The sequence below is a fragment of the Burkholderia sp. LK4 genome (genome assembly GCF_001043615.1).
Lineage (GTDB): Bacteria > Pseudomonadota > Gammaproteobacteria > Burkholderiales > Burkholderiaceae > Burkholderia > Burkholderia cepacia.
This window is the reverse complement of the sequence record NZ_LDUL01000036.1, coordinates 56238-74863: the sequence shown is the minus strand read 5'-3', so window position 1 is coordinate 74863 and position 18626 is coordinate 56238. Positions and strand designations below refer to the sequence as shown.

The following is an 18626-nucleotide window of genomic DNA, read 5'->3' as shown; positions in this document are numbered from 1 at the left end:
ACGCGTTTCGAGGAGATCGACATGAGTCTGGGATCGTTTATCCGCAAGCAGTTCATCGACGTCCTGCAATGGACGGAAGACACCGACGGCGTGCTGGCCTGGCGCTATCCGATGGAAGACCAGGAAATCCAGTACGGCGGCAAGCTGACCGTGCGCGAAACGCAGGTCGCGATCTTCGTCAACGAAGGCAAGGTGGCCGACGTGTTCCAGCCGGGGCTGTACACGCTGGAAACGAATACGCTGCCGGTGCTCACGTACCTGAAGAACTGGGACAAACTCTTTCAGTCGCCTTTCAAGTCGGACGTCTATTTCTTCAGCACGCGGCTGCAGCTCGGCCGCCGCTGGGGTACCGCGCAGCCGGTGACGATCCGCGACCGCGAATTCGGTTTCGTGCAGGTGCGCGCGTTCGGCATCTACTCGTACCGGATCGTCGACGCGGCCGCGTTCTATCGCGAGGTCAGCGGCACGCGCGCGCAGTACACGGTCGACGAGGTCGAACAGCAACTGCGCAACCTCGTCGTGACCGCGATGAGCACGACGTTCGGCTCGGCCGACGTGCCGTTCGTCGACATGGCCGCGAACCAGTCGCTGTTGTCGCAGCGTGTCGCCGACGCGCTGGCGCCTGTATTCACGCGCTACGGCCTCGCGCTCGACGCGTTCGCGGTCGAGAGCGTGTCGTTGCCGGCCGAGTTGCAGAAGGCGCTCGACCTGCGGATCGGCGCGGGGATGGCCGGCGATCTCGCACGCGCCACGCAATACCAGACCGCGCAGGCGATTCCGCTCGCCGCGCAGAACCCGGGCGGCATCGCGGGCGTCGGCGCGGGGCTCGCCGCGGGCGCGGCGATCGGTCAGGCGATGGCCGGCCAGATCGCGGGCGCCGCGCAACCGGCGCCGGCCGCGCCGCCCGCGCCCGCTGCAGCGCCGGTGGCGGCCGCGCCGGCGGAAGGCACCGACTACGTGCAGCGGCTCGAACAGCTGAAGACGCTGTTCGACAAGGGCCTCGTGACCGAAGACGAATATTCGCGCGCGAAGGCCGAGATCCTCGCGAAGCTCACCCGGTAAGCGTCGCGCATGTTCAGTACCTCGTGCCCCCAGTGCGGCGCGCCGGTCGAGTTTCGCTCGGCGGCGGCGGTGATGGCCGTCTGCGCGTTCTGCCGCAGCACGCTGCTCAAGCGCGGGACCGACGTCGAGCGGATCGGCGAACTGGCCACGGTGCTCGACGATGCGTCGCCGATCCAGATCGGCACGGCCGGGCGCTACGGCAAGCGCACGTTCACGGTGCTCGGGCGCATCCAGATGACCTACGACGCCGGCGTGTGGAGCGAGTGGTATGTCGTGTTCGACGACGGCACGTTCGGCTGGCTGTCGGATGCGTCGGGCCAGTATGCGGTGACGGTGCGCGAGCCCGACGATGCGTCCGGCGGCGCGTGGCCCGCGTTCGGCACACTGGAGCCGGGCATGCGGATCGACCACGGCGGCCGCGTGTTCCTCGTGTCCGACGTGCGCACCGCGCGCTGCACGGGCGGCGACGGCGAGCTGCCGTTCCGCGTCGATGCCGGCTGGGAGGCGCGCGTCGTCGACCTGCGGACCGGCAACGCATTCGCGACGTACGACTATTCCGACGCCGATTCGAACGGCGGGAGTCCGGCCGTCTATACGGGCGAAGCGCTGGAGTTCGATGCGCTCGCGTTCACCGGGCTGCGCGATACCGACAACGATACGCGCGAGAAGCGCGGTGCGGAGATGGTGCCGTTCGCGTGCCCGAGCTGCGGCGCGCCGCTGTCGTATGCGCCGAGCGTGGCCGACTACGTGGTGTGCGGCAGTTGCCATGCGGGCGTGCAGTGCACGGCCGAGCAGCAGACCGTGTTCGCGGCACAGCGCAAGCTCGACGCGGTGAAGGGGGCGCTGGAACTCGGCGCGATCGGCACGTTCGACGGCGTGAAGTACACGGTGATCGGGATGATGCGCTGCCGCGTGCCGGGCGACGAAGAGACGTGGGACGAATACCTGCTGCTGAACCCGAAGCGCGGTTTCCTGTGGCTCGTGCAGAGCGAAGGGCGCTGGGAGCGTGTGCAGGTGCTCGACCAGTGGCCGACGATCGGCAGCGAGTCCGACGTGACCGACGGCGGCAAGACCTACCGCCTGCGCGAGGAATACGACTCCGAGGTCGTCTACGTGGTCGGCGCGTTCAACTGGCGCGTGCAGGTCGGCGATCGCACGTCGATCATCGACTATGGCTGGCAGAAGGACAAGCTGACGCGCGAGCGCAGCGACGCGGAGATCGTCTGGTCGCGCGCGCGGCCGCTGTCGGGCAGCACGCTCGCCGAACGCTTCGGCACGCCGGCGCTCGCGACGGCCGCGGCTGCCGCGACAACGGGTGCCGCCGCGTCGACCGGCCTGTTCGGCCGGAAAGGCCCGCACAGTTTCGCGCCGCTGCCGCTCGTGTTCAGCGCGCTGCTCGTGATCCTGAACATGGGCGCGCTGTTCTCGTTCAGCGGCCGCTCCGTTTACGTGCTGGTCGGCTTGCTGGTGCTGTGGCTGCCTGAATGGCTGTGGAAGAGTTTTGCGTCGGACGGGGGCAACGCGTGATCCGGTACATCCTCTACGGTGTCTACGGCCTGATCGTCGTCACGCTGTTCAGCTGCGCGTCGATCGGCGGCAGCGGTTCGGGCGGCGGGGGCTGGGGCAGTTCGTCGGCCCGCAGCGGCTACTCGTCGTACGGGTCGCACAAATGACCGCGCGCGACGGGATCGCGCCGCCGCGCGCGACGTTCGGCTCGCACGTGCTGGCCGACCTGGCCGGCATCGACGCGGCGTTGCTGCGCGATGCCGCACGGCTCGAGACGCTGCTCACCGAAGCGGCGCGGCAGGCGGGCGCGCGCGTGATCGGCGCGCATTTCCATCATTTCGGCGGCGAGCACGGCGTGACGGGTGTCGTGCTGCTCGCCGAATCGCACATCACGATCCATACGTGGCCCGAGCATCGCTTCGCGGCCGTCGACGCGTTCATGTGCGGCGCGGCGCGCGCGGCCGAGGCGGTCGATGCGATTGCCGCTGCGCTCGGTACGCAGGCGCAAGTCCGGCAGCAGGTTGCGCGCGGCGGTGCGCCGACGTGAGCGGGCGATTCACTTCCTTTATCGATATGTGTAACAGAATCCGATTTGCTGCGTTGCTCGGCTGGGCGCTGCTTGCCGCCAACGCGGCCGCTGATGTGTCGCCGAAGCCGCCCGGGCCGGTCGTGATGATGCACTTCGATTACTACGAGAAGGACAAGGCACGCCTTCACGCGCTGGAGCAACGGCTGGATCGCGCGGTGAAGCAGGCAGGCGCCGGCGAGCTGGGCGAGACGGAATTGCATCGCGACGGCAACGACGGTTACCTGTACTTCTATGGTGCGAGCGCCGACCGCCTGTACGCGATCGCGCGCCCGATCCTTCAATCGTCAGGATGGCTGACCGGTACGGAGGTCACGTTGCGCCGCGATGCGGGGGCGGAAACGTTCCCGTTGCGCGGGGGCGGCGCACGTTAGCGGTCGAACCGGAACGTCGACACGCTGTGCAACGTCGCGTCGTCGGTGCCGACGATACCCTGCGTATTCGCGACGGCCGCGCGCTTGCCGTTGCTCAGCACGGCCCAGTAGCATTCGCCGCCGGCCGCGTGGAAACCGGTTTCCGGATCGCTGATGCCGCACGTGATCGTCGCGCGCATGCCGCGCCAGCCGGCGCCGGAGAAGCGTTCGACCTCTTGCGGCGTGCCGCGACCGTACGTCGACATCCATTTGCCGTCGTCCTGCCGCTCGAATCCGGCTTTCTTTTCCGCAACGGGTTCGAGCGCGCCATCGACGATCTCGAACGCGATGAAATAGCTACTGTTCGTCATGTTGCGGCCGACGACCGCGACGCAGCGCTCGCCGCCGATTTCAGGGCACGGCTTCTTGATCTGGCGGTTCCCGAGGTACTCGAACGAGATGCCCAGCGCCGGATCGCGATAGGTTTTCCAGCCCGCATGCTTCACCTGCTTCAGCGCTGCCTGACGGTCGCGGTAAGCGGTGGCGATGCAGGCTGCATCGGCGCACGCATCGCGTTGAGCGAGCCATGCGCGTTGCGATCGGACGACGGCCTGCTGGTCGGCCGCCATATCGAGTGCGCCGTAGTAGGCGCTTGCCAATGCGCTGTCGGCCGATACGAGTGCCTTGTCGCTGCAGATCAGGCGCTCGGTGCGCGTCTTCGCGCGCGAGCAGTCGATGCTGTCGGCGTGCGCCGACAACGAGAGGCCGATGGCGGCCAGCGTGAGACTCAGGCGAAAACCGAACACGGGGAACTCCTCATCGGGTTCGAGCGGCGGCTTTCATGCCGCCGTCATGTGACGCAGCGGCGCACGTGGTTCACGAACTTCCGAGCCCGTGCGCCGTGCAAAGACGCGGCGAGGTGGAATCAGCGATTGATCTGATCCGCCGAGATCAGCTCGGCCACCAGCACCTGCGCGGGGCCTTGCAGGTAATACTCGTGCTCGAGCGGTTCACGCAGCTTCATGAACGTTTCCGCGCCGATCTGCATCGTTTCGCCCGCATGCATGCGCGCGCCGCTTTCCAGCAGGTAGTGCATCACGTTGTTGAAGATGCCCGAATAGCGTTCGCCTTCGTGATGGCCTTCCGCGAGCGCGGCGAAATCGGGCAGGCCGAACACGTCGGCGCCATAGGTGCGCATCCACACGCCGTCGACACCTTCGACTTCGTATTTCACGAAGCCGCAGAAGAACAGGTTCAACGGGATGTCCCGCAGCACTTCGAGGCTTTCCTCGCCGAGTTCCTTCGCATTGAAGACGCCGGCCGGCAGCGACGTATGCGCGTGCTCGTTCAGCACCGCGAGGCCGTTCTGTTCGGCCAGCGCGCCGGCGACGGCCGCCAGCGCGACGTACTGGTCGAGCGGATTCGCTTCGTGCCCGGCGTAGTAGAGGATCACGTGGCTGCGGCTCGCACGCACCTGCTGCTTCAGGTCCTGCCCGTAGTGGGCCGGTGCGACACAGGCTTCCAGTGCCTCGGACGGATAGGGCGCGTCGAAGCCGACGAGCCGGACGACGTGGTTGCCCCAGCCGGCGAGCCCGAATACCTGCTCGAGCGTCGGCTCGGTTTCGACCCGCGCCTGCTTCATGCTCGGGTGGTACGCACGCAGCGCGGCCGTCAGCGCTGCGATATCGACCTGCAGCGGGCCGTCGAAGACGACCGTCACGCTCAGCGGGTTCTCGACGTCGGGCGCCGCGACCAGCGCGACCGGGTTTTCAGGTTCTTCCTTGCGGCCAAAGAATCGGGATATCAGGCTCATTGGAGTAGGTTCGTGTCGAAGCCGTTGCAGTGAGAGGTGCCCCGTTCTCTCGGTCGGGGCGCGCCGTCGGGGTGACGGCCGCCCGTAGTTTCCCCGGGTTCGGCGAATCTGGCAAATGCGCGGCGCATGCCGGGACGGCGCGGCGATCGCGCGTTCGGACGTATTCGGGGGGAGGCGGCGCAGACACGCCGGGCCGTGCGGCCCGCGCTCGCCGGTCAGTGCGGCAGCGCTTCCGCTTCGGCCCAGCGCTTGAACGAGTCGAGACGCCGGCGCGTCTGCACCAGATAGAACGCGCCGATCAGCGGTTCGAGCAGCCAGCGCAGCCAGGCCGGCTGGGCGCGGAAGTGGTACGTGAATTTCACCTCGGTTGTGCCGGGTGTGCGCTCGGTGAAGTTCCAGCTGCCGCTGAAGCGTTCGAGCACTTTCGGGCCGTCGACCATTTCGACGGCCGCGACCTGCGGCGGCCGGTACGAGATGTAGCGCGACACCATCGTCGCGCCCGACTGACTGCGGCAGAACGCGTCGACGCCAACGTCGGCCGTCGTGCCGTCGAGCAGATAGGCATCGGTGAGGAAGCTGTCCCACACGAGCCGCCGCGCGTAATCCTGCGACCACGTGAAGAGGCGCCTGCGATCGACGCCGACGGTCCGGCTGACTGAGATCCTCATGATGGCGGGTGCAATGGCGCGGATTGGGATGGAATCGAGTGTAACCCGCCGATTCGGAGCATTTCTTCATACTTCGTCAAGTCGAGCAAGGGCTCGATTGACGACCTCCGGGATTTCCCCTACGATTCACACCAACCCTTCGGGAAAGACCCGAAGCGTTTCAATCTCTTGAGGGAGCCTCATGAGTACGCAACAGAACCGGCGCTTCGACGCGCTCGTTTTCATTGGTCGTTTCCAGCCTCCGCATCGTGGTCACCTGAACGTGCTGAAGTCGGCACTGAGCCGGGCCGAGCGCGTGTGCGTGCTGATCGGGTCGACCGACAAGCCCCGCACCATCAAGGATCCATTCTCGTTCGACGAGCGCCGCCAGATGCTGGCTTCGCTGCTCGACGCGTCCGAGCGCGACCGCGTGACGATCGCGCCGTTGCAGGATTCGACCTACAACGACGGCGACTGGGTGCGCTGGGTGCAGGACGCCGTCGCGTCCGCGCTCGGCGACGTCGCGCAGCGCAAGGTCGGGCTGATCGGCCACGAGAAGGACGCCACGTCGTATTACCTGCGGATGTTCCCGCAATGGGAACTCGTCGACGTCGACGCGACGGAAGACATTTCCGCCACCGAGATCCGCGACCAGTATTTCGCCGAACGCCCCAACAGCTTCGTGCAATGGGCCGTGCCGGAACCCGTGTTCGGCTGGCTCGAGCGTTTCCGCACGCAGCCGGAATTCGCGCAACTGAAGTCGGAAGCCGAATTCATCGCCGCGTATCGCAAGGCGTGGGCGGCCGCCCCGTATCCGGTCACGTTCGTGACGGTCGACGCGGTGGTCGTGCACTCGGGCCATATCCTGCTGGTGCGCCGCCGCAGCGAACCGGGCCGCGGCCTGTGGGCGCTGCCGGGCGGGTTCGTGAACCAGGACGAGCGGCTCGACGCGGCCTGCATCCGCGAGCTGCGCGAGGAGACCGGCCTGAAGCTGCCGGAGCCCGTGCTGCGCGGCTCGATCAAGGATCGCCAGGTGTTCGATCACCCTACGCGCTCGTTGCGCGGCCGCACGATCACGCACGCGTGCCTGTTCAATTTCCCGACCGGCGAACTGCCGCGCGTGAAGGGCAGCGACGACGCCGACAAGGCGCGCTGGGTGCCGCTGAACGAATTCGCGCAGATGCGCAACGTGATGTTCGAGGATCACTTCGACATCGCGTATCACTTCCTGGGGAAGCTTTGATCCGCTGATTCCCCGCATTCCGGTCCGCCGCGACAGACGCGGCGGCACTTCAACGGCCTAGAGGAGCTCTAGCCATGCAAAACGTTCCCGGCGGCTTTGCCGCGGTTCTCGCCAATCCGATCCTCAACACGGATTCGTACAAGGCTTCCCACTTCCTGCAATATCCGCCCGACGCGCAGGCGATGTTCTCGTACGTCGAATCGCGTGGCGGCCGTTACGACCGCACGGTGTTCTTCGGACTGCAGATGTTGCTGAAGGAATATCTGTGCAAGCCGATCACGCACGCGATGATCGACGAAGCGTGCGATTTCTTCACGGTGCACGGCGAGCCGTTCAACGAAGCCGGCTGGCGTCATATCGTCGAACGCTACGACGGTTATCTGCCGGTGAAGATCCGTGCGGTGCCGGAGGGTTCGGTCGTGCCGGTGCACAACGTGCTGATGACGGTCGAATGCGACGACCCGCAGGTGTTCTGGCTCGCGTCGTATCTCGAGACGATGCTGCTGCGGGTCTGGTATCCGGTGACGGTCGCGACGCGCAGCTGGCACCTGCGGCAGACGATCCGCCGCTTCCTCGAAAAGACCGACGACGATCTCGCGCAACTGCCGTTCAAGCTGCACGACTTCGGCGCGCGCGGCGTGTCGAGCGCGGAGTCGGCCGCGATCGGCGGCGCCGCGCACCTCGTGAACTTCATGGGCTCGGACACGGTGCTCGGCGTGCTGGCCGCGAACCGCTTCTATCGCGAGCCGATGGCCGCGTACTCGGTGCCGGCGGCGGAGCACAGCACGATCACGTCGTGGGGGCGCGAAGGCGAGGCCGACGCGTACCGGAACATGATTGCGCGCTTCGGCTTGCCCGGCGCGATCGTGTCGGTCGTGTCGGACTCCTACGATCTGTTCGCCGCACTCGACCTGTGGGGCGGCGAGCTTCGGCAGGCCGTGCTCGAGTCGGGCGCGACGCTGGTCGTGCGTCCCGATTCGGGCGACCCCGTGAAGATCGTGCTGCAGACCGTGCGTGCGCTGGACGCGTCGTTCGGCTCGACCGTGAACGGCAAGGGGCGGCGCGTGCTGAACCGCGTGCGCGTGATCCAGGGCGATGGTGTCGACGAGCTGTCGATCGAAGCGATCCTTTCCGCGCTCGACGAAGCGGGTTACGCGGCCGGCAATGTGGTGTTCGGCATGGGTGGCGCGCTGCTGCAGCAGGTGAACCGCGATACGCAGCGCTTCGCGATGAAGTGCTCGGCGATCCGGCGCGGCGGCGAGTGGCACGACGTTCGCAAGGATCCGGTCACCGATCAGGGCAAGCGCTCGAAGAAAGGGCGGCTCACGCTGCTGCGCAATGTTCGAACCGGCGAGTATCGGACGACGACGCTGCCGGTTGCGTGGGACGACCGGATGCTGGAAGGCGAGTGGGAAGAAGCGCTCGAGACGATGTTCGATACGGGGCGCCTGCTCGTCGATACGTCGTTTGCCGAGGTGCGGGCGAGGGCGCACGCAGGGGAGGTGTGAGGTAGGCGGAGGAGTGACGCGCGGCGTTCGCGTCACCCCGCCACCTGCGATGTTCGATGGCGGCTTCGTCGAAAGAAGATCGTTATCAACGAATGGCTCTGGATGTCGGCGTGATGCGAGGATCGTCGCAAAGATGCCGGCATCCGTCCGTGCACAGCGGAACCAGGGTCAGTCCGATCTGAAGATAACCCTCGTAGCCGGCGCTGTCTTTCGGATACGGTTTCGAGATCATGTGCGTGTCTGTCCAGATGTTCTCGTCCTTGACGCCGAGCTGGACGAGGTATTCCCTCAGATTGGCCGCTCGACGCAGCGCAAGCACTTGTGGGTCCTTTTCACCGATATACGCGCCGGCAGAGATGATGCCGCGAATGTCCGCATCAGGCCACTGACGGGCACGGATAACCATGTCCGCTATCTTGACTCGATCCTCATTCGGAATGGCGGAAGAGTTGAGCGCGACACTGTCCAGCATGTCTTCGGAAACGGTACATGCCGCGAGCGGCGGCGAAAACGCCAGGCATAACCCGAGCGCGATGCTCGTCAGATGCGCGGGAGACCTCACCACAAGACCCTGTCGTCAAAGAACGAAATATAGCAAGCGAGGCTGTCGGCGTTATTGATTGCCAGATCCCGATGATCCCGCGCCCAGTATTTCAGGCCGGTCCCGAATCCGTAGATTTCGTCATTCGAGTCGAAGGTATCGACGTAGTGCGTGCACTCGTGAATCAAGACCTTCAACTTGCAATTGGAAGAGAGTCGAGCGTCGGGAAGCGTGCAGAAGTGCGGATAGATTGCGATGATTCGCTTGTCTGAATCGGGTTTGCATACGGCGGCATCGGTGATTCCGTTGTCGGGAAACACGGTACACGTGATGTTTCGCTGTTTCTGCTCGTCCCAGCGGATGACATTTTCCGGTTTCAATTCCTGCATGACGCGCAGAAGCTTCGGCAACCCGATCCGTAGGTGATGTCGAATTTCCTCATCGGATCGCCCGAACCAGGTATGGACGCGTTCCTGTTCTCTTTGCTCCCAATGTGCAACACCGTGAATCCGATCCTGAATCAACGAAATCGCCGCGTCACGCAACCGCACGATCAGTTTCCGGAATGCCTTGTTCGGCATGTTCTCGCAGATCGGTGTCGGGTCAAGGTCGACGACATGAACGGATCCTGGCGTCGTGTTCGTGTAGGCGGTTCCAACGAAAACCCATTCGTCGTCTTCGTTTTCGTCGGCATCGTGTGAATTCAGAATCCCGTTCATTGGCTCGATAGATCCCGGTAAAAAAAGTTGGAAAACTATCGGTTGTCGGGGGCGCGCTCGTCTATGGGATGAGTACGATTTTGCGACTCATCTACCGCGAGCGCGAACGATGACGCTGCAAGTGAAGGAAAACGCTGATGCCGGAACCATTCGATTACCGCTTGCGCTTCCGCCCGTTCTCACGGCTCGCCGGTCAGCACGCGCCCGTCCGCATCGTCCCGCGCACCCGTGTGCTCCGCCGCCCGCACCGCCTCCATCGCCCGCGCCAGCGCATCGAACACCGCCGGCCCCTTGCAGCGCGACACGTTGAAGCGCATGAACGAGGTCGCGCCGTGCGACGCGCTGAACACGTTGCCCGGCGCGAGCACCACATCGTGATCGAGCGCATGGCGTGCGACACGCGCGGCGTCGAGCCCGTCGGGCAACTCCGCCCACACGAACAGGCCGCCGCGCGGCTCCGTCCAGATCCCGAGGCCCGCGCGTGCGAGACGCCGGATCGTCTCGCCCATTGCATCCGCGAGACGTGCGCGCAGGCTGTCGAGATGGCGCCGGTACGTACCGTCGACGAGCAGCCGGTGCACGACGTTCGCGCCGATCTGCGCATGGCCGAACGACGTCGCGAGCTTCAGGTCGACGAGCGCCTCGATCCATTCCGGGCGCGCGGCGACGTAGCCGCAGCGGACCGCGGCCGACAGCGTCTTCGAGAAGCTGCCGATCGACACGACGCGCGACAGCCCGTCGAAGGCCGCGAGGCGTGGCGCGGGCGTGCTCTCGAAATCCGCGAAGATGTCGTCCTCGACGATCAGCAGGCCGTGCTCGGCCGCGAGCGTCAGCAGGCGGTGTGCGACGGGCGGCGCGAGCGTCGCGCCGGTCGGGTTGTGCAGCGCCGCGTTGGTGATGTACAGGCGCGGCCGGTGCTCGGCCAGCACCTGCTCGAAGCGCGCGAGATCGGGGCCGTTCGGCGTGTACGGGACGCTGACGATCCGCGCGCGATGCGCGCGCAGCAGCGCCTGGAAGTTGAAGTAGCACGGATCGTCGAGCACGACCGTGTCGCCCGGCTCCAGCAGCAGGCGGCACACGAGGTCGAGCGCATGCGTGCCGCCGTCGGTCAGCATGATCTGCGCGGGTTCCGCGTGGACGCCGTGCTGCGCGAGCCGCCAGGCGAGCTGCTGGCGCAGCGCGGGCAGGCCGAGCGGCGTCGCGTAATCGGTCAGCGCGTCGGATTCGTCGCGCGACACGGCGCGCAGCGCGCGGCGCAGGCTCTCGTCCGGCAGCCACGACGGCGGCAGCCATCCGCAGCCGGGCTTCACGGTCGTCGGCGCGGCCTCGAGCGACTGGCGCGACAGCCACAGCGGATCGAGCTCGCGATCGAGACGCGGGCCGAGATCGGCGAGCGCGAGCGGCGGCGCGTGCCCCGACACGTAGAAGCCCGAGCCGCGCCGCGCGACGAGCACGCCTTCGCTCGCGAGCCGCTCGTATGCATCGACGACGGTCGATTTCGACACGCCCAGCCCGTCGGCCATCATCCGGATCGACGGGACGCGCGCACCGGGCATCAGCGCGCGGCTCGCGATCCGCGCGCGCAAGGTGTCCATCACGGTTTCCACGCGCGTGCGCGACGGTGCGGGCGGAACGGAAAGCGGCGCGGAATGGCTCATGGCGAAGAATGAACTGTACGGACGGTTGTCCAGTACAGTTTGTCGGAATTGTATTGGGCTGTAGCTTACGCGCTTTTCACGGGCGGCGGATCATCGGTGATCCACTTTCCCCGTTCAGGATTTCCCGTGCAAAAGACGACCGACGGATGGCTCAGCGGCCTGCTGGGCGTGATCATCTTCAGCGGCTCGCTGCCCGCGACGCGTATCGCGGTGCAGGGGCTCGACCCGCTGTTCCTCACGTTCGCGCGCGCGACGATCGCCGGCGCGCTCGGCCTGCTGCTGCTCGTCGTGCTGAAGCAGCGGCGGCCGACCCGCGCCGAGGCCGTGTCGCTGGCCATCGTCGCGCTCGGGGTCGTCGTCGGTTTTCCGTTGCTGACGGCGCTCGCGCTGAAACATGTGACGTCCGCGCACGCGATCGTGTTCGTCGGGCTGCTGCCGCTCGCGACCGCGCTGTTCGGCGTGTGGCGCGGCGGCGAGCGGCCGCGGCTGCCGTTTTGGATCTTCTCGATCGTCGGCAGCGGTGCGGTGGCTGCGTTTGCGTTGCGCAACGGCGGCCAGGCGTCGGTGATCGGCGATGCGCTGATGCTGGCCGCGATCGTCGCATGCGGGCTGGGCTACGCGGAAGGCGCGCGCCTGTCGCGTCAGCTCGGCGGGTGGCAGGTGATCTCGTGGGCGCTCGTGCTGTCGCTGCCGTTGATGTTGCCGCTCACGTGGCTCACCTCGCCCGCGTCGTTCGACGGCGTCGATGCCGCCGCACTGTGGGGGCTCGCGTACGTGTCGTTGTTCAGCATGCTGATCGGCTTCGTGTTCTGGTATCGCGGGCTCGCGCTCGGCGGGATCGCGAGCGTCGGCCAGTTGCAGCTGCTGCAGCCGTTCTTCGGCCTGCTGCTGGCGGCCGGGCTGCTGCACGAGACGGTTCCGCCGTCGATGGTCGTCGTGACGGTCGTCGTGGTCGGCTGCGTGGCGGGCGCGAAATACTTCTCGAAAGTGGCACCCGTGCAGCGCGCGGGCTGACGCGCGCGCCTGGTAGAGGGAGCGGGCGCGACCCGCCGCGGGTCGCGCCCGTTCGCGCTCAATCGTCCGGGGTACACACGCGCAAGCGGTGGCCGTCCGGGTCGAGCGCGACGAACGTCAGGCCGAACACGGCCGTCATCGGCGCCTGCTCGAACGTCACGCCGAGCGCTTTCCACGCTTCGTACAGGCGCCGCACCTCGTGGTCGTCGTCGACCATGAATGCCAGCTCCGAGCGGTGGCCGGCGCCGCCCGACACGAAATCGCGCGCGCGGGTCGACCACAGGCCCAGGTGCAACCCGTTGTCGAACGTGAATGCCGCATAGGTGGGAAACGCGGCGACGGGCGGGCGCCCGAACAGGCGCGCGTAGAACTGCGCGCTGCGCGTCGGGTCGTCGACATACAGGAGAACGAGATTCGGAGAGGTCATGCGGGGCCGTCCCGGGATCGATTAAGATGCGTCCCATTCTATGAACGGATGCTGTCAGAAAATGGCAGCATGGAACGATGACGCGTGCCGAACGATTGCTCGCGCTGCTGCAGGTGCTGCGGCGCCACCGCCGCCCGGTGAGCGGCCGCGTGCTGGCCGGGGAACTCGGCGTCAGCCTCCGTACGGTCTATCGCGATATCGCGTCGCTGCAGGCGCAGGGCGCGGACATCGACGGTGAGCCCGGTGTCGGTTATGTGCTGCGTGCCGGGTTCATGCTGCCGCCGCTGATGTTCTCGCAAACGGAGCTGGAAGCGCTGATGCTCGGTTTTCGCTGGGTCGGGAAGTTCGCGGATGCGCAGCTCACGACGGCTGCGTCCGATGCGCTCGCGAAGATCTCTGCGGTGTTGCCCGCCGAGCTGCGCCGCGAGATGGAATGCACGACGCTGCTCGTCGGCCCGCGCACGATCGTCGATCGGGAAACCGTCGACATGGGTGTCGTGCGCATGGCGATCCGTACCGAAAGCAAGGTCAGGATCCGCTACGCGGACGAGGGCCGGAAAACGGGCGGCGAACGGGTCGTGTGGCCATTCGCGCTCGGCTATTTCAATGACGTGCGCATCCTGGCGGCGTGGTGCGAAGGCCGGAACGATTTCCGGCATTTCCGGACGGATCGCATCGTCGCGCTCGAACGGCTGGACGTGCGCTATCCGCGGCGGCGCGCGGCGTTGCTGAAGGCGTGGCGTGCGGCGGGCGCCGACGTGCGCGTGACGGTGAGGTGAGGGGGCGAGGTGCGCAGGCCGCGCACCCCGTTCCGTCGTGCCGGCCTTACTCGAACGTTTCGAGCGCGAGCAATTCGTCGATCGTCTGCCGGCGGCGGATCAGCCGCGGCGTGCCGCGATCGACGAGCACTTCCGGCGCGAGCGGCCGGCTGTTGTAGTTCGAGGACATCGACGCGCCATACGCGCCCGCGTCGTGCAGGAACAGCAGGTCGCCGATCTGCGGCTGCGGCAGCTTGCGGTGCGTGACCACGCCGCCCGCGTCCTGCGTGAACACGTCGCCCGATTCGCACAGCGGCCCCGCGATCGCGAGCTCGACCAGCGGCCGTCCGGCCGGCAGCGCGCCATCGTGCGCGTGCACCGACACCGCGTGGTAGCTGCCGTACATCGACGGGCGCATCAGGTCGTTGAAGCCCGCATCGATCAGCACGAAATCGTGCTTCGGCCGGCGGTTGACGGCCTGCACTTCGGTGACGAGCGTGCCGGCTTCGGCGACGAGGAAGCGGCCCGGTTCGATCTCGATGCGCACCGGGTGGCCGAGATGCCGTTCGATCCGCTTGCGCGCGGCGTCCCACTGGCTGAAGTAGTGACCGACGTCGACGCGCGGCTCGCCGTCGCGATACGGGATCGACAGGCCGCCGCCGGCCGAGATCGCGTCGATGTCATGGCCGAGCGACGTGACGAGGTCGACCATCGCATCGCATACCTGCGACAGGTGGCCGTAGTCGACGCCCGACCCGATATGCATGTGGATGCCGACCAGCTTCAGCCCGTACTGGCGCACGATCTCGATCGCGCGCGGCACGTCGTCGATCCAGATGCCGTGCTTGCTCTGCGGGCCGCCGGTGTTGGTCTTGTTGCTGTGGCCGTGGCCGAAACCGGGGTTGACGCGCAGCCACACGCGGTGGCCGGGCGCGTGCTTGCCGATGCGCGCGAGCATGTCGAGCGAACCGGCGTTCACGGTCACGCCGTGCTTCAGCACCGCCGCGAGCGTCGGGCGGTCGATCAGGTCGGCCGTGAACACGACGCCTTCCGGCTCGCCGGCCGGGCTGAACCCGGCCGCGAGGCTGCGCTCGATCTCGCCGAGCGACACGGCATCGACGCACGCGCCTTCCTCGCGCATCAGCTTCAGGATATGGACGTTCGAGTTGGCCTTCTGCGCATAACGGATCACGTCGAACTGACGCAGTTGGGCGATGCGGTCGCGGATGACGTCGGCGTCGTACACCCACAGCGGGGTGCCGTATTGCTGCGCGAGCGTCGCGAGCTGGCGGGAATCGAGGGACATGGCGGATGAATCGGGTCGAATGAACGGATGACGTGAATGATGCGCCTGTTTATCTATGCAGTAAAATGCCTATTTATCGAAATTCGATTCACATTTGATATAGACGATCATGCTCACGCACCGCCATATCGAGGTCTTTCGCGCGCTGATGGTCACCGGCAGCACGACGCGGGCGGCCGAGATGCTCTATACGTCGCAACCGACGATCAGCCGCGAGCTCGCGCGCATGGAGCAGGTCGTCGGCTTCGCGCTGTTCGAGCGCGCGCACGGCCGGTTGCGGCCGACGATGGCCGCACTGACGCTGTTCGACGACGTGCGGCTCGCGTATGTGGGGCTTGAACGCGTCGCGGCCACGGCCGCGCGCCTGCGCGAGTTTCGTGACGGTCAACTGTCGGTGATCGCGCTGCCGGCGTTCTCGCACGCGATCCTCCCCGGCGCGGCGCGCCGGTTTCGCGACGCCCATGCGGGCGTCAGCCTGTCGGTCGAAACGCAGGAATCGCCGATGCTCGAAGAGTGGCTCACCGCGCAGCGCTACGACCTCGGGCTGACCGAGCACGACGTCGCGCCGGCCGGCACCGTGCTCACGCCGTTGCTCGAAGTCGACGAAGTATGCGTGCTGCCCGACGGCCATCCGCTGCTCGCGCAGGATGCGATCGATCTGCCGGATCTCGCCGATCGTCCATTCGTGAGCCTGTCGCTGAACGATCCGTACCGCATCCTGATCGACGAGGCGTTTGCGCAGCTCGGCGTGGCGCCACGCTCGGTCGTCGACACGCCGTCGGCCGTGTCGGTGTGCGCGTTCGTGCGGCAGGGGCTCGGCGTCGCGATCGTCAATCCGTTGACCGCGCTCGATTTCGTCGGGCGCGACCTGCACGTGCGGCCGCTCACCCGGTCGTTTCCGTACCGCGTCAGCGTGATCGTGCCCGAGCACCGGCCGAAAAGCCTGCTCGTCGATGCGTTCACCGATGCGCTGCGCGGCGAGGCGAAGGCGATCCGCCGCCGGCTGGCCGCGATCCTCGGCTGACGCGGCCGTATGATGGGCGTTTCGCCGCCGTCGCCGTTTTTTCGTCTTTTCCGGAACCGCTCATGACCGATGCTTCCGCTTCCGTCGAACAACCGATTCTCACCGGCGAACGCGTCGAACTGCGGCCGCTCGAACGATCCGACCGGCAGGCGCTGCTGGACGCTGCCGCGGACGGCCGGTTGTGGAACCTGAAGGTCACGGTCGTGCCGGGCCCGGACACGATCGACGCGTATATCGACACGGCATTGCAGGGGCGTTCGGCCGCCACCGTGATGCCGTTCACGATCGTCGATCGCGCGTCGGGCCGCGCGATCGGCAGCACGCGTTTCTGGAAGATCGATCGCAAGAACCGCAAGCTCGAGATCGGCCATACGTGGTTGAGCGAATCGGCGCAGCGCACGCGTGCGAACACCGAAGCGAAATGGCTGTTGCTGGGTTATGCGTTCGACGTGCTGCAATGCGTGCGCGTGCAGTTCACGACCGACGAGCTGAACGAGAAATCGCGCGCGGCGATCCTGCGGCTCGGTGCGAAGCAGGAAGGCATCGTGCGGCACGAACGGATCATGCCGGATGGCCGCAAGCGCAATTCGGTGCGCTTCAGCATCATCGACGACGAATGGCCGGAGGTGAGGGCGCGGTTGATGGCGAAGCTTGCGACGTAACGTGTCGCGTATGACGCACGGCGTGCGTCGCGTCGCCTGAGGGGGGGCGGCGACGCGACGGCAGGGGAAGAAGCCGTGCGCCGCGCACGATGCGCGGCGCGGCGGCGCGTTACTGCGCCGATGCGAGGTGGTGGCGCTCCGCGAGCTTCTGTGCGTCGGCGTAATGCTTCTGCAGGATCGGCAGCGACTGGCGTGCGACTTCCTTCAGCTTCGTGTCGCGGCCCGATGCGATTTCGGCCTGGAAGGCCGAGATGGCCTTCTGCTGGCCGGCGAGCGCGACCTGCTCGATGTACGCCTTGTCGAACTCGGCGCCGCGCAGGGTCTTGATGCTGTTCAGCACGGCCGTGTCGGGGTCGTTGGCGGGCACGTCGACGCCGCGCGGGCTGGCTGCGCGCATCGCCTGGATGATCTTTTCATCGTCGGCCGACACGCGTTGCGCGAACGCCTTGACCTGGCTGTCCGACGTGCGCGAATCGGCGATGCGCGCCGCGTCGTGCTGCGTCGACACCGTTTTCGTGCCGTCCGTGATGAATGCCTGGTCGGCTTCGTGGATGCGCGTCGCGGTGGCGGCGGCCGGCGCGGCCGGTGCCGGTTGTGCGGTTTGCGCGGTCGCCGTCACGGCGACGAGAAGCAGGCCAGCGGCAGACAAGGCAAGGCGCGAGACGTGGGGAAAGCGGTTCATGGGACCTCCTTTCAATCGGGGCTCTGGTTGAAAAACGGATCGGGTGATCCGTCGCTGTGCGAGAGACCGGGCGCGCCCGGGCCGGATTCGACCGCCGCTCTGCCGCGGCGCCGATCGAAGTGTTTCCCGGCCCGACTGATTCTAGGAGGGCGATCCGGTAGCAGGTGCTACCGCGCTGTGGTTTGTGTAACGGTTGGTAAGACGAATCGATGAGCACGCATGCCGGCAGGTATTGCGTACCTGTCGCGTGCGTGGCGGCGGCAATTTTTGCGCGCATGCGGCGTGCGGAATGCACGTGGGTGTCATCCGCCAGTCATCGACATGTTGCGGTGACGCGCGCGTCGAGCGTCGACGCTGGCCGGCATCGCGATGCGCGCGAACGTGTCACACGCGGTCGAGCAATGCGTCGAGACGCGGCAGCAACGGCGTCGCGGATTTCATCGCCCACGTACAGCACTTCGTCGTTGCGCAGGCCGGCTTCATGAACGAGTGCGCGCAGGCGACGTGCCTTGCCGAACAGCGGAATGCCGCACGCGAAATGTTCGACCCGGCTGCTGGCGTGCGGGCCGAGCCGGTCGCGCACGATCTCCTCGGTATTCGACGTGGCGATCGCGATGCGGATGCCGCGCGCGGCGAGCGCGTCGAACGTTTCGCCGACGCCGGGGAACAACGCCACTTGCGCGACGCGCGGCCGCATCAGGCGACGCATGTCGATCGTCACGCGCGGCACTTTCCACATCGGCACGTCGAGCGCGCGAATGATGTCGCGCGCCGACATCCCGCGCAGTGCCGGACGCAGCTCGGGCGTGGCGTCGCGAAAGCCGTGCATGCGCGACGCTTCCGACAGCGCCGCGAGAAAACTGTCGAGCGAATCGGCGAGCGTGCCGTCGAAGTCGAATGCGATGAGGCGGTAGGGCATGAGGCAGCGTGGCATGTTATCGGGCAGACGACATTGTCACCGAATCGCGGCCCGTCGCCCGTGCGGTCGGTTGCGCCCGCGGCGAAACGGGAGGGTCGAGCAGCGTCTTCGCGTCGTCCGGATGATCGGCACTGTACCTTGTCCCCCGCCGCGCCGCGCGGTATCGTCGACACTTCGCTTTCCACCACCCCGACCGGA

At 66.8% G+C, this 18626-nt stretch carries 21 protein-coding genes; 11 read left to right on the top strand and 10 right to left on the bottom strand.

Translation table 11 applies throughout. From position 1 onward, the window contains the following. Positions 1–21: 21 nt before the first annotated feature. The 5 genes from VK92_RS19215 to VK92_RS19200 are packed head-to-tail and all read left to right on the top strand — an operon-like array spanning position 22 to position 3528. Positions 22–1062, top strand: a complete 1041-nt coding sequence (locus VK92_RS19215; protein ID WP_048023271.1) for an SPFH domain-containing protein — start codon at positions 22–24, stop codon at positions 1060–1062. A 9-nt stretch (positions 1063–1071) separates the two neighbouring features. Continuing rightward, positions 1072–2589 carry a DUF4178 domain-containing protein gene (locus VK92_RS19210; RefSeq protein ID WP_048023269.1) on the top strand — a complete coding sequence of 506 codons (1518 nt, stop codon included), beginning with the start codon at positions 1072–1074 and terminating at the stop codon, positions 2587–2589. Beyond that, complete coding sequence (locus VK92_RS41910) at positions 2586–2735, top strand: hypothetical protein (protein WP_153489189.1); 150 nt, start codon at positions 2586–2588, stop codon at positions 2733–2735. The genes VK92_RS19210 and VK92_RS41910 overlap by 4 nt, the downstream gene beginning before the upstream one ends. After that, entirely contained in the window at positions 2732–3115 is a 384-nt protein-coding gene (gene speD, locus VK92_RS19205) for an adenosylmethionine decarboxylase (protein ID WP_048023267.1), read from the top strand. Before VK92_RS41910 ends, speD begins: the two co-directional genes overlap by 4 nt. A 53-nt stretch (positions 3116–3168) precedes the next feature. Next, complete coding sequence (locus VK92_RS19200) at positions 3169–3528, top strand: hypothetical protein (protein WP_231616464.1); 360 nt, start codon at positions 3169–3171, stop codon at positions 3526–3528. On the opposite strand, the gene VK92_RS39050 is transcribed toward VK92_RS19200, so the two are convergent. From VK92_RS39050 to VK92_RS19185, 3 genes are all read right to left on the bottom strand, one after another. Next, a complete protein-coding gene (locus VK92_RS39050) occupies positions 3525–4313 on the bottom strand; it encodes a lysozyme inhibitor LprI family protein (protein WP_053076275.1) in 789 nt (262 codons plus the stop codon). The genes VK92_RS19200 and VK92_RS39050 overlap by 4 nt on opposite strands. 119 nt (positions 4314–4432) lie before the next feature. Beyond that, positions 4433–5320, bottom strand: a complete 888-nt coding sequence (locus tag VK92_RS19190) for a DUF4261 domain-containing protein (protein WP_048023262.1) — start codon at positions 5318–5320, stop codon at positions 4433–4435. 215 nt (positions 5321–5535) lie between these two features. Continuing rightward, entirely contained in the window at positions 5536–5988 is a 453-nt protein-coding gene (locus VK92_RS19185) for a type II toxin-antitoxin system RatA family toxin (protein ID WP_021162997.1), read from the bottom strand. Positions 5989–6169: 181 nt separating this feature from the next. On the opposite strand from VK92_RS19185, the gene VK92_RS19180 reads away from it, so the two are divergent. Together VK92_RS19180 and VK92_RS19175 are read left to right on the top strand one after the other, a co-directional pair. Continuing rightward, the gene (locus VK92_RS19180) at positions 6170–7210 is read left to right on the top strand and encodes a bifunctional nicotinamide-nucleotide adenylyltransferase/Nudix hydroxylase (RefSeq protein WP_021162996.1); all 1041 of its coding nucleotides are present in this window, start codon (positions 6170–6172) and stop codon (positions 7208–7210) included. A gap of 74 nt (positions 7211–7284) precedes the next feature. Further along, positions 7285–8718 carry a nicotinate phosphoribosyltransferase gene (locus VK92_RS19175; protein WP_048023260.1) on the top strand — a complete coding sequence of 478 codons (1434 nt, stop codon included), beginning with the start codon at positions 7285–7287 and terminating at the stop codon, positions 8716–8718. A gap of 85 nt (positions 8719–8803) precedes the next feature. On the opposite strand, the gene VK92_RS19170 is transcribed toward VK92_RS19175, so the two are convergent. The 3 genes from VK92_RS19170 to VK92_RS19160 form a co-directional block, all read right to left on the bottom strand. Further along, complete coding sequence (locus tag VK92_RS19170) at positions 8804–9283, bottom strand: hypothetical protein (protein WP_053077874.1); 480 nt, start codon at positions 9281–9283, stop codon at positions 8804–8806. Continuing rightward, on the bottom strand, positions 9277–9978 hold the full coding sequence (locus tag VK92_RS19165) for a M35 family metallo-endopeptidase (RefSeq protein WP_048023256.1): 702 nt from the start codon (positions 9976–9978) through the stop codon (positions 9277–9279). Before VK92_RS19165 ends, VK92_RS19170 begins: the two co-directional genes overlap by 7 nt. A 179-nt stretch (positions 9979–10157) precedes the next feature. Further along, entirely contained in the window at positions 10158–11636 is a 1479-nt protein-coding gene (locus VK92_RS19160; RefSeq protein ID WP_048023254.1) for an aminotransferase-like domain-containing protein, read from the bottom strand. Positions 11637–11762: 126 nt separating this feature from the next. On the opposite strand from VK92_RS19160, the gene VK92_RS19155 reads away from it, so the two are divergent. Then, complete coding sequence (locus VK92_RS19155) at positions 11763–12650, top strand: DMT family transporter (RefSeq protein ID WP_021162993.1); 888 nt, start codon at positions 11763–11765, stop codon at positions 12648–12650. A gap of 58 nt (positions 12651–12708) precedes the next feature. Here VK92_RS19155 and VK92_RS19150 read toward each other — a convergent pair whose 3' ends face one another. Further along, positions 12709–13077 (bottom strand): VOC family protein, encoded by a 369-nt coding sequence (locus tag VK92_RS19150; RefSeq protein ID WP_021162992.1) that lies wholly within the window; start codon positions 13075–13077, stop codon positions 12709–12711. Positions 13078–13154: 77 nt separating this feature from the next. Between VK92_RS19150 and VK92_RS19145 the strand changes: the two genes are divergently transcribed. Further along, positions 13155–13856, top strand: a complete 702-nt coding sequence (locus VK92_RS19145) for a helix-turn-helix transcriptional regulator (protein ID WP_048023252.1) — start codon at positions 13155–13157, stop codon at positions 13854–13856. A gap of 46 nt (positions 13857–13902) precedes the next feature. Here the strand turns inward: VK92_RS19145 and lysA are convergent, their stop codons facing one another. Then, positions 13903–15141, bottom strand: coding sequence for a diaminopimelate decarboxylase (gene lysA / locus VK92_RS19140; protein WP_048023251.1), 1239 nt, complete (start codon positions 15139–15141; stop codon positions 13903–13905). 109 nt (positions 15142–15250) lie between these two features. On the opposite strand from lysA, the gene VK92_RS19135 reads away from it, so the two are divergent. Both VK92_RS19135 and VK92_RS19130 read left to right on the top strand, forming a co-directional pair. Then, positions 15251–16165 (top strand): LysR family transcriptional regulator, encoded by a 915-nt coding sequence (locus VK92_RS19135; protein ID WP_021162990.1) that lies wholly within the window; start codon positions 15251–15253, stop codon positions 16163–16165. Between the two features lie 62 nt (positions 16166–16227). Next, entirely contained in the window at positions 16228–16827 is a 600-nt protein-coding gene (locus VK92_RS19130; RefSeq protein WP_048023249.1) for a GNAT family N-acetyltransferase, read from the top strand. A 109-nt stretch (positions 16828–16936) separates the two neighbouring features. On the opposite strand, the gene VK92_RS19125 is transcribed toward VK92_RS19130, so the two are convergent. Both VK92_RS19125 and VK92_RS19120 read right to left on the bottom strand, forming a co-directional pair. Continuing rightward, the gene (locus tag VK92_RS19125; RefSeq protein WP_048023247.1) at positions 16937–17509 is read right to left on the bottom strand and encodes a DUF4142 domain-containing protein; all 573 of its coding nucleotides are present in this window, start codon (positions 17507–17509) and stop codon (positions 16937–16939) included. Positions 17510–17822: 313 nt separating this feature from the next. Further along, on the bottom strand, positions 17823–18428 hold the full coding sequence (locus VK92_RS19120; RefSeq protein ID WP_231600578.1) for an HAD hydrolase-like protein: 606 nt from the start codon (positions 18426–18428) through the stop codon (positions 17823–17825). Positions 18429–18626: the final 198 nt, after the last annotated feature.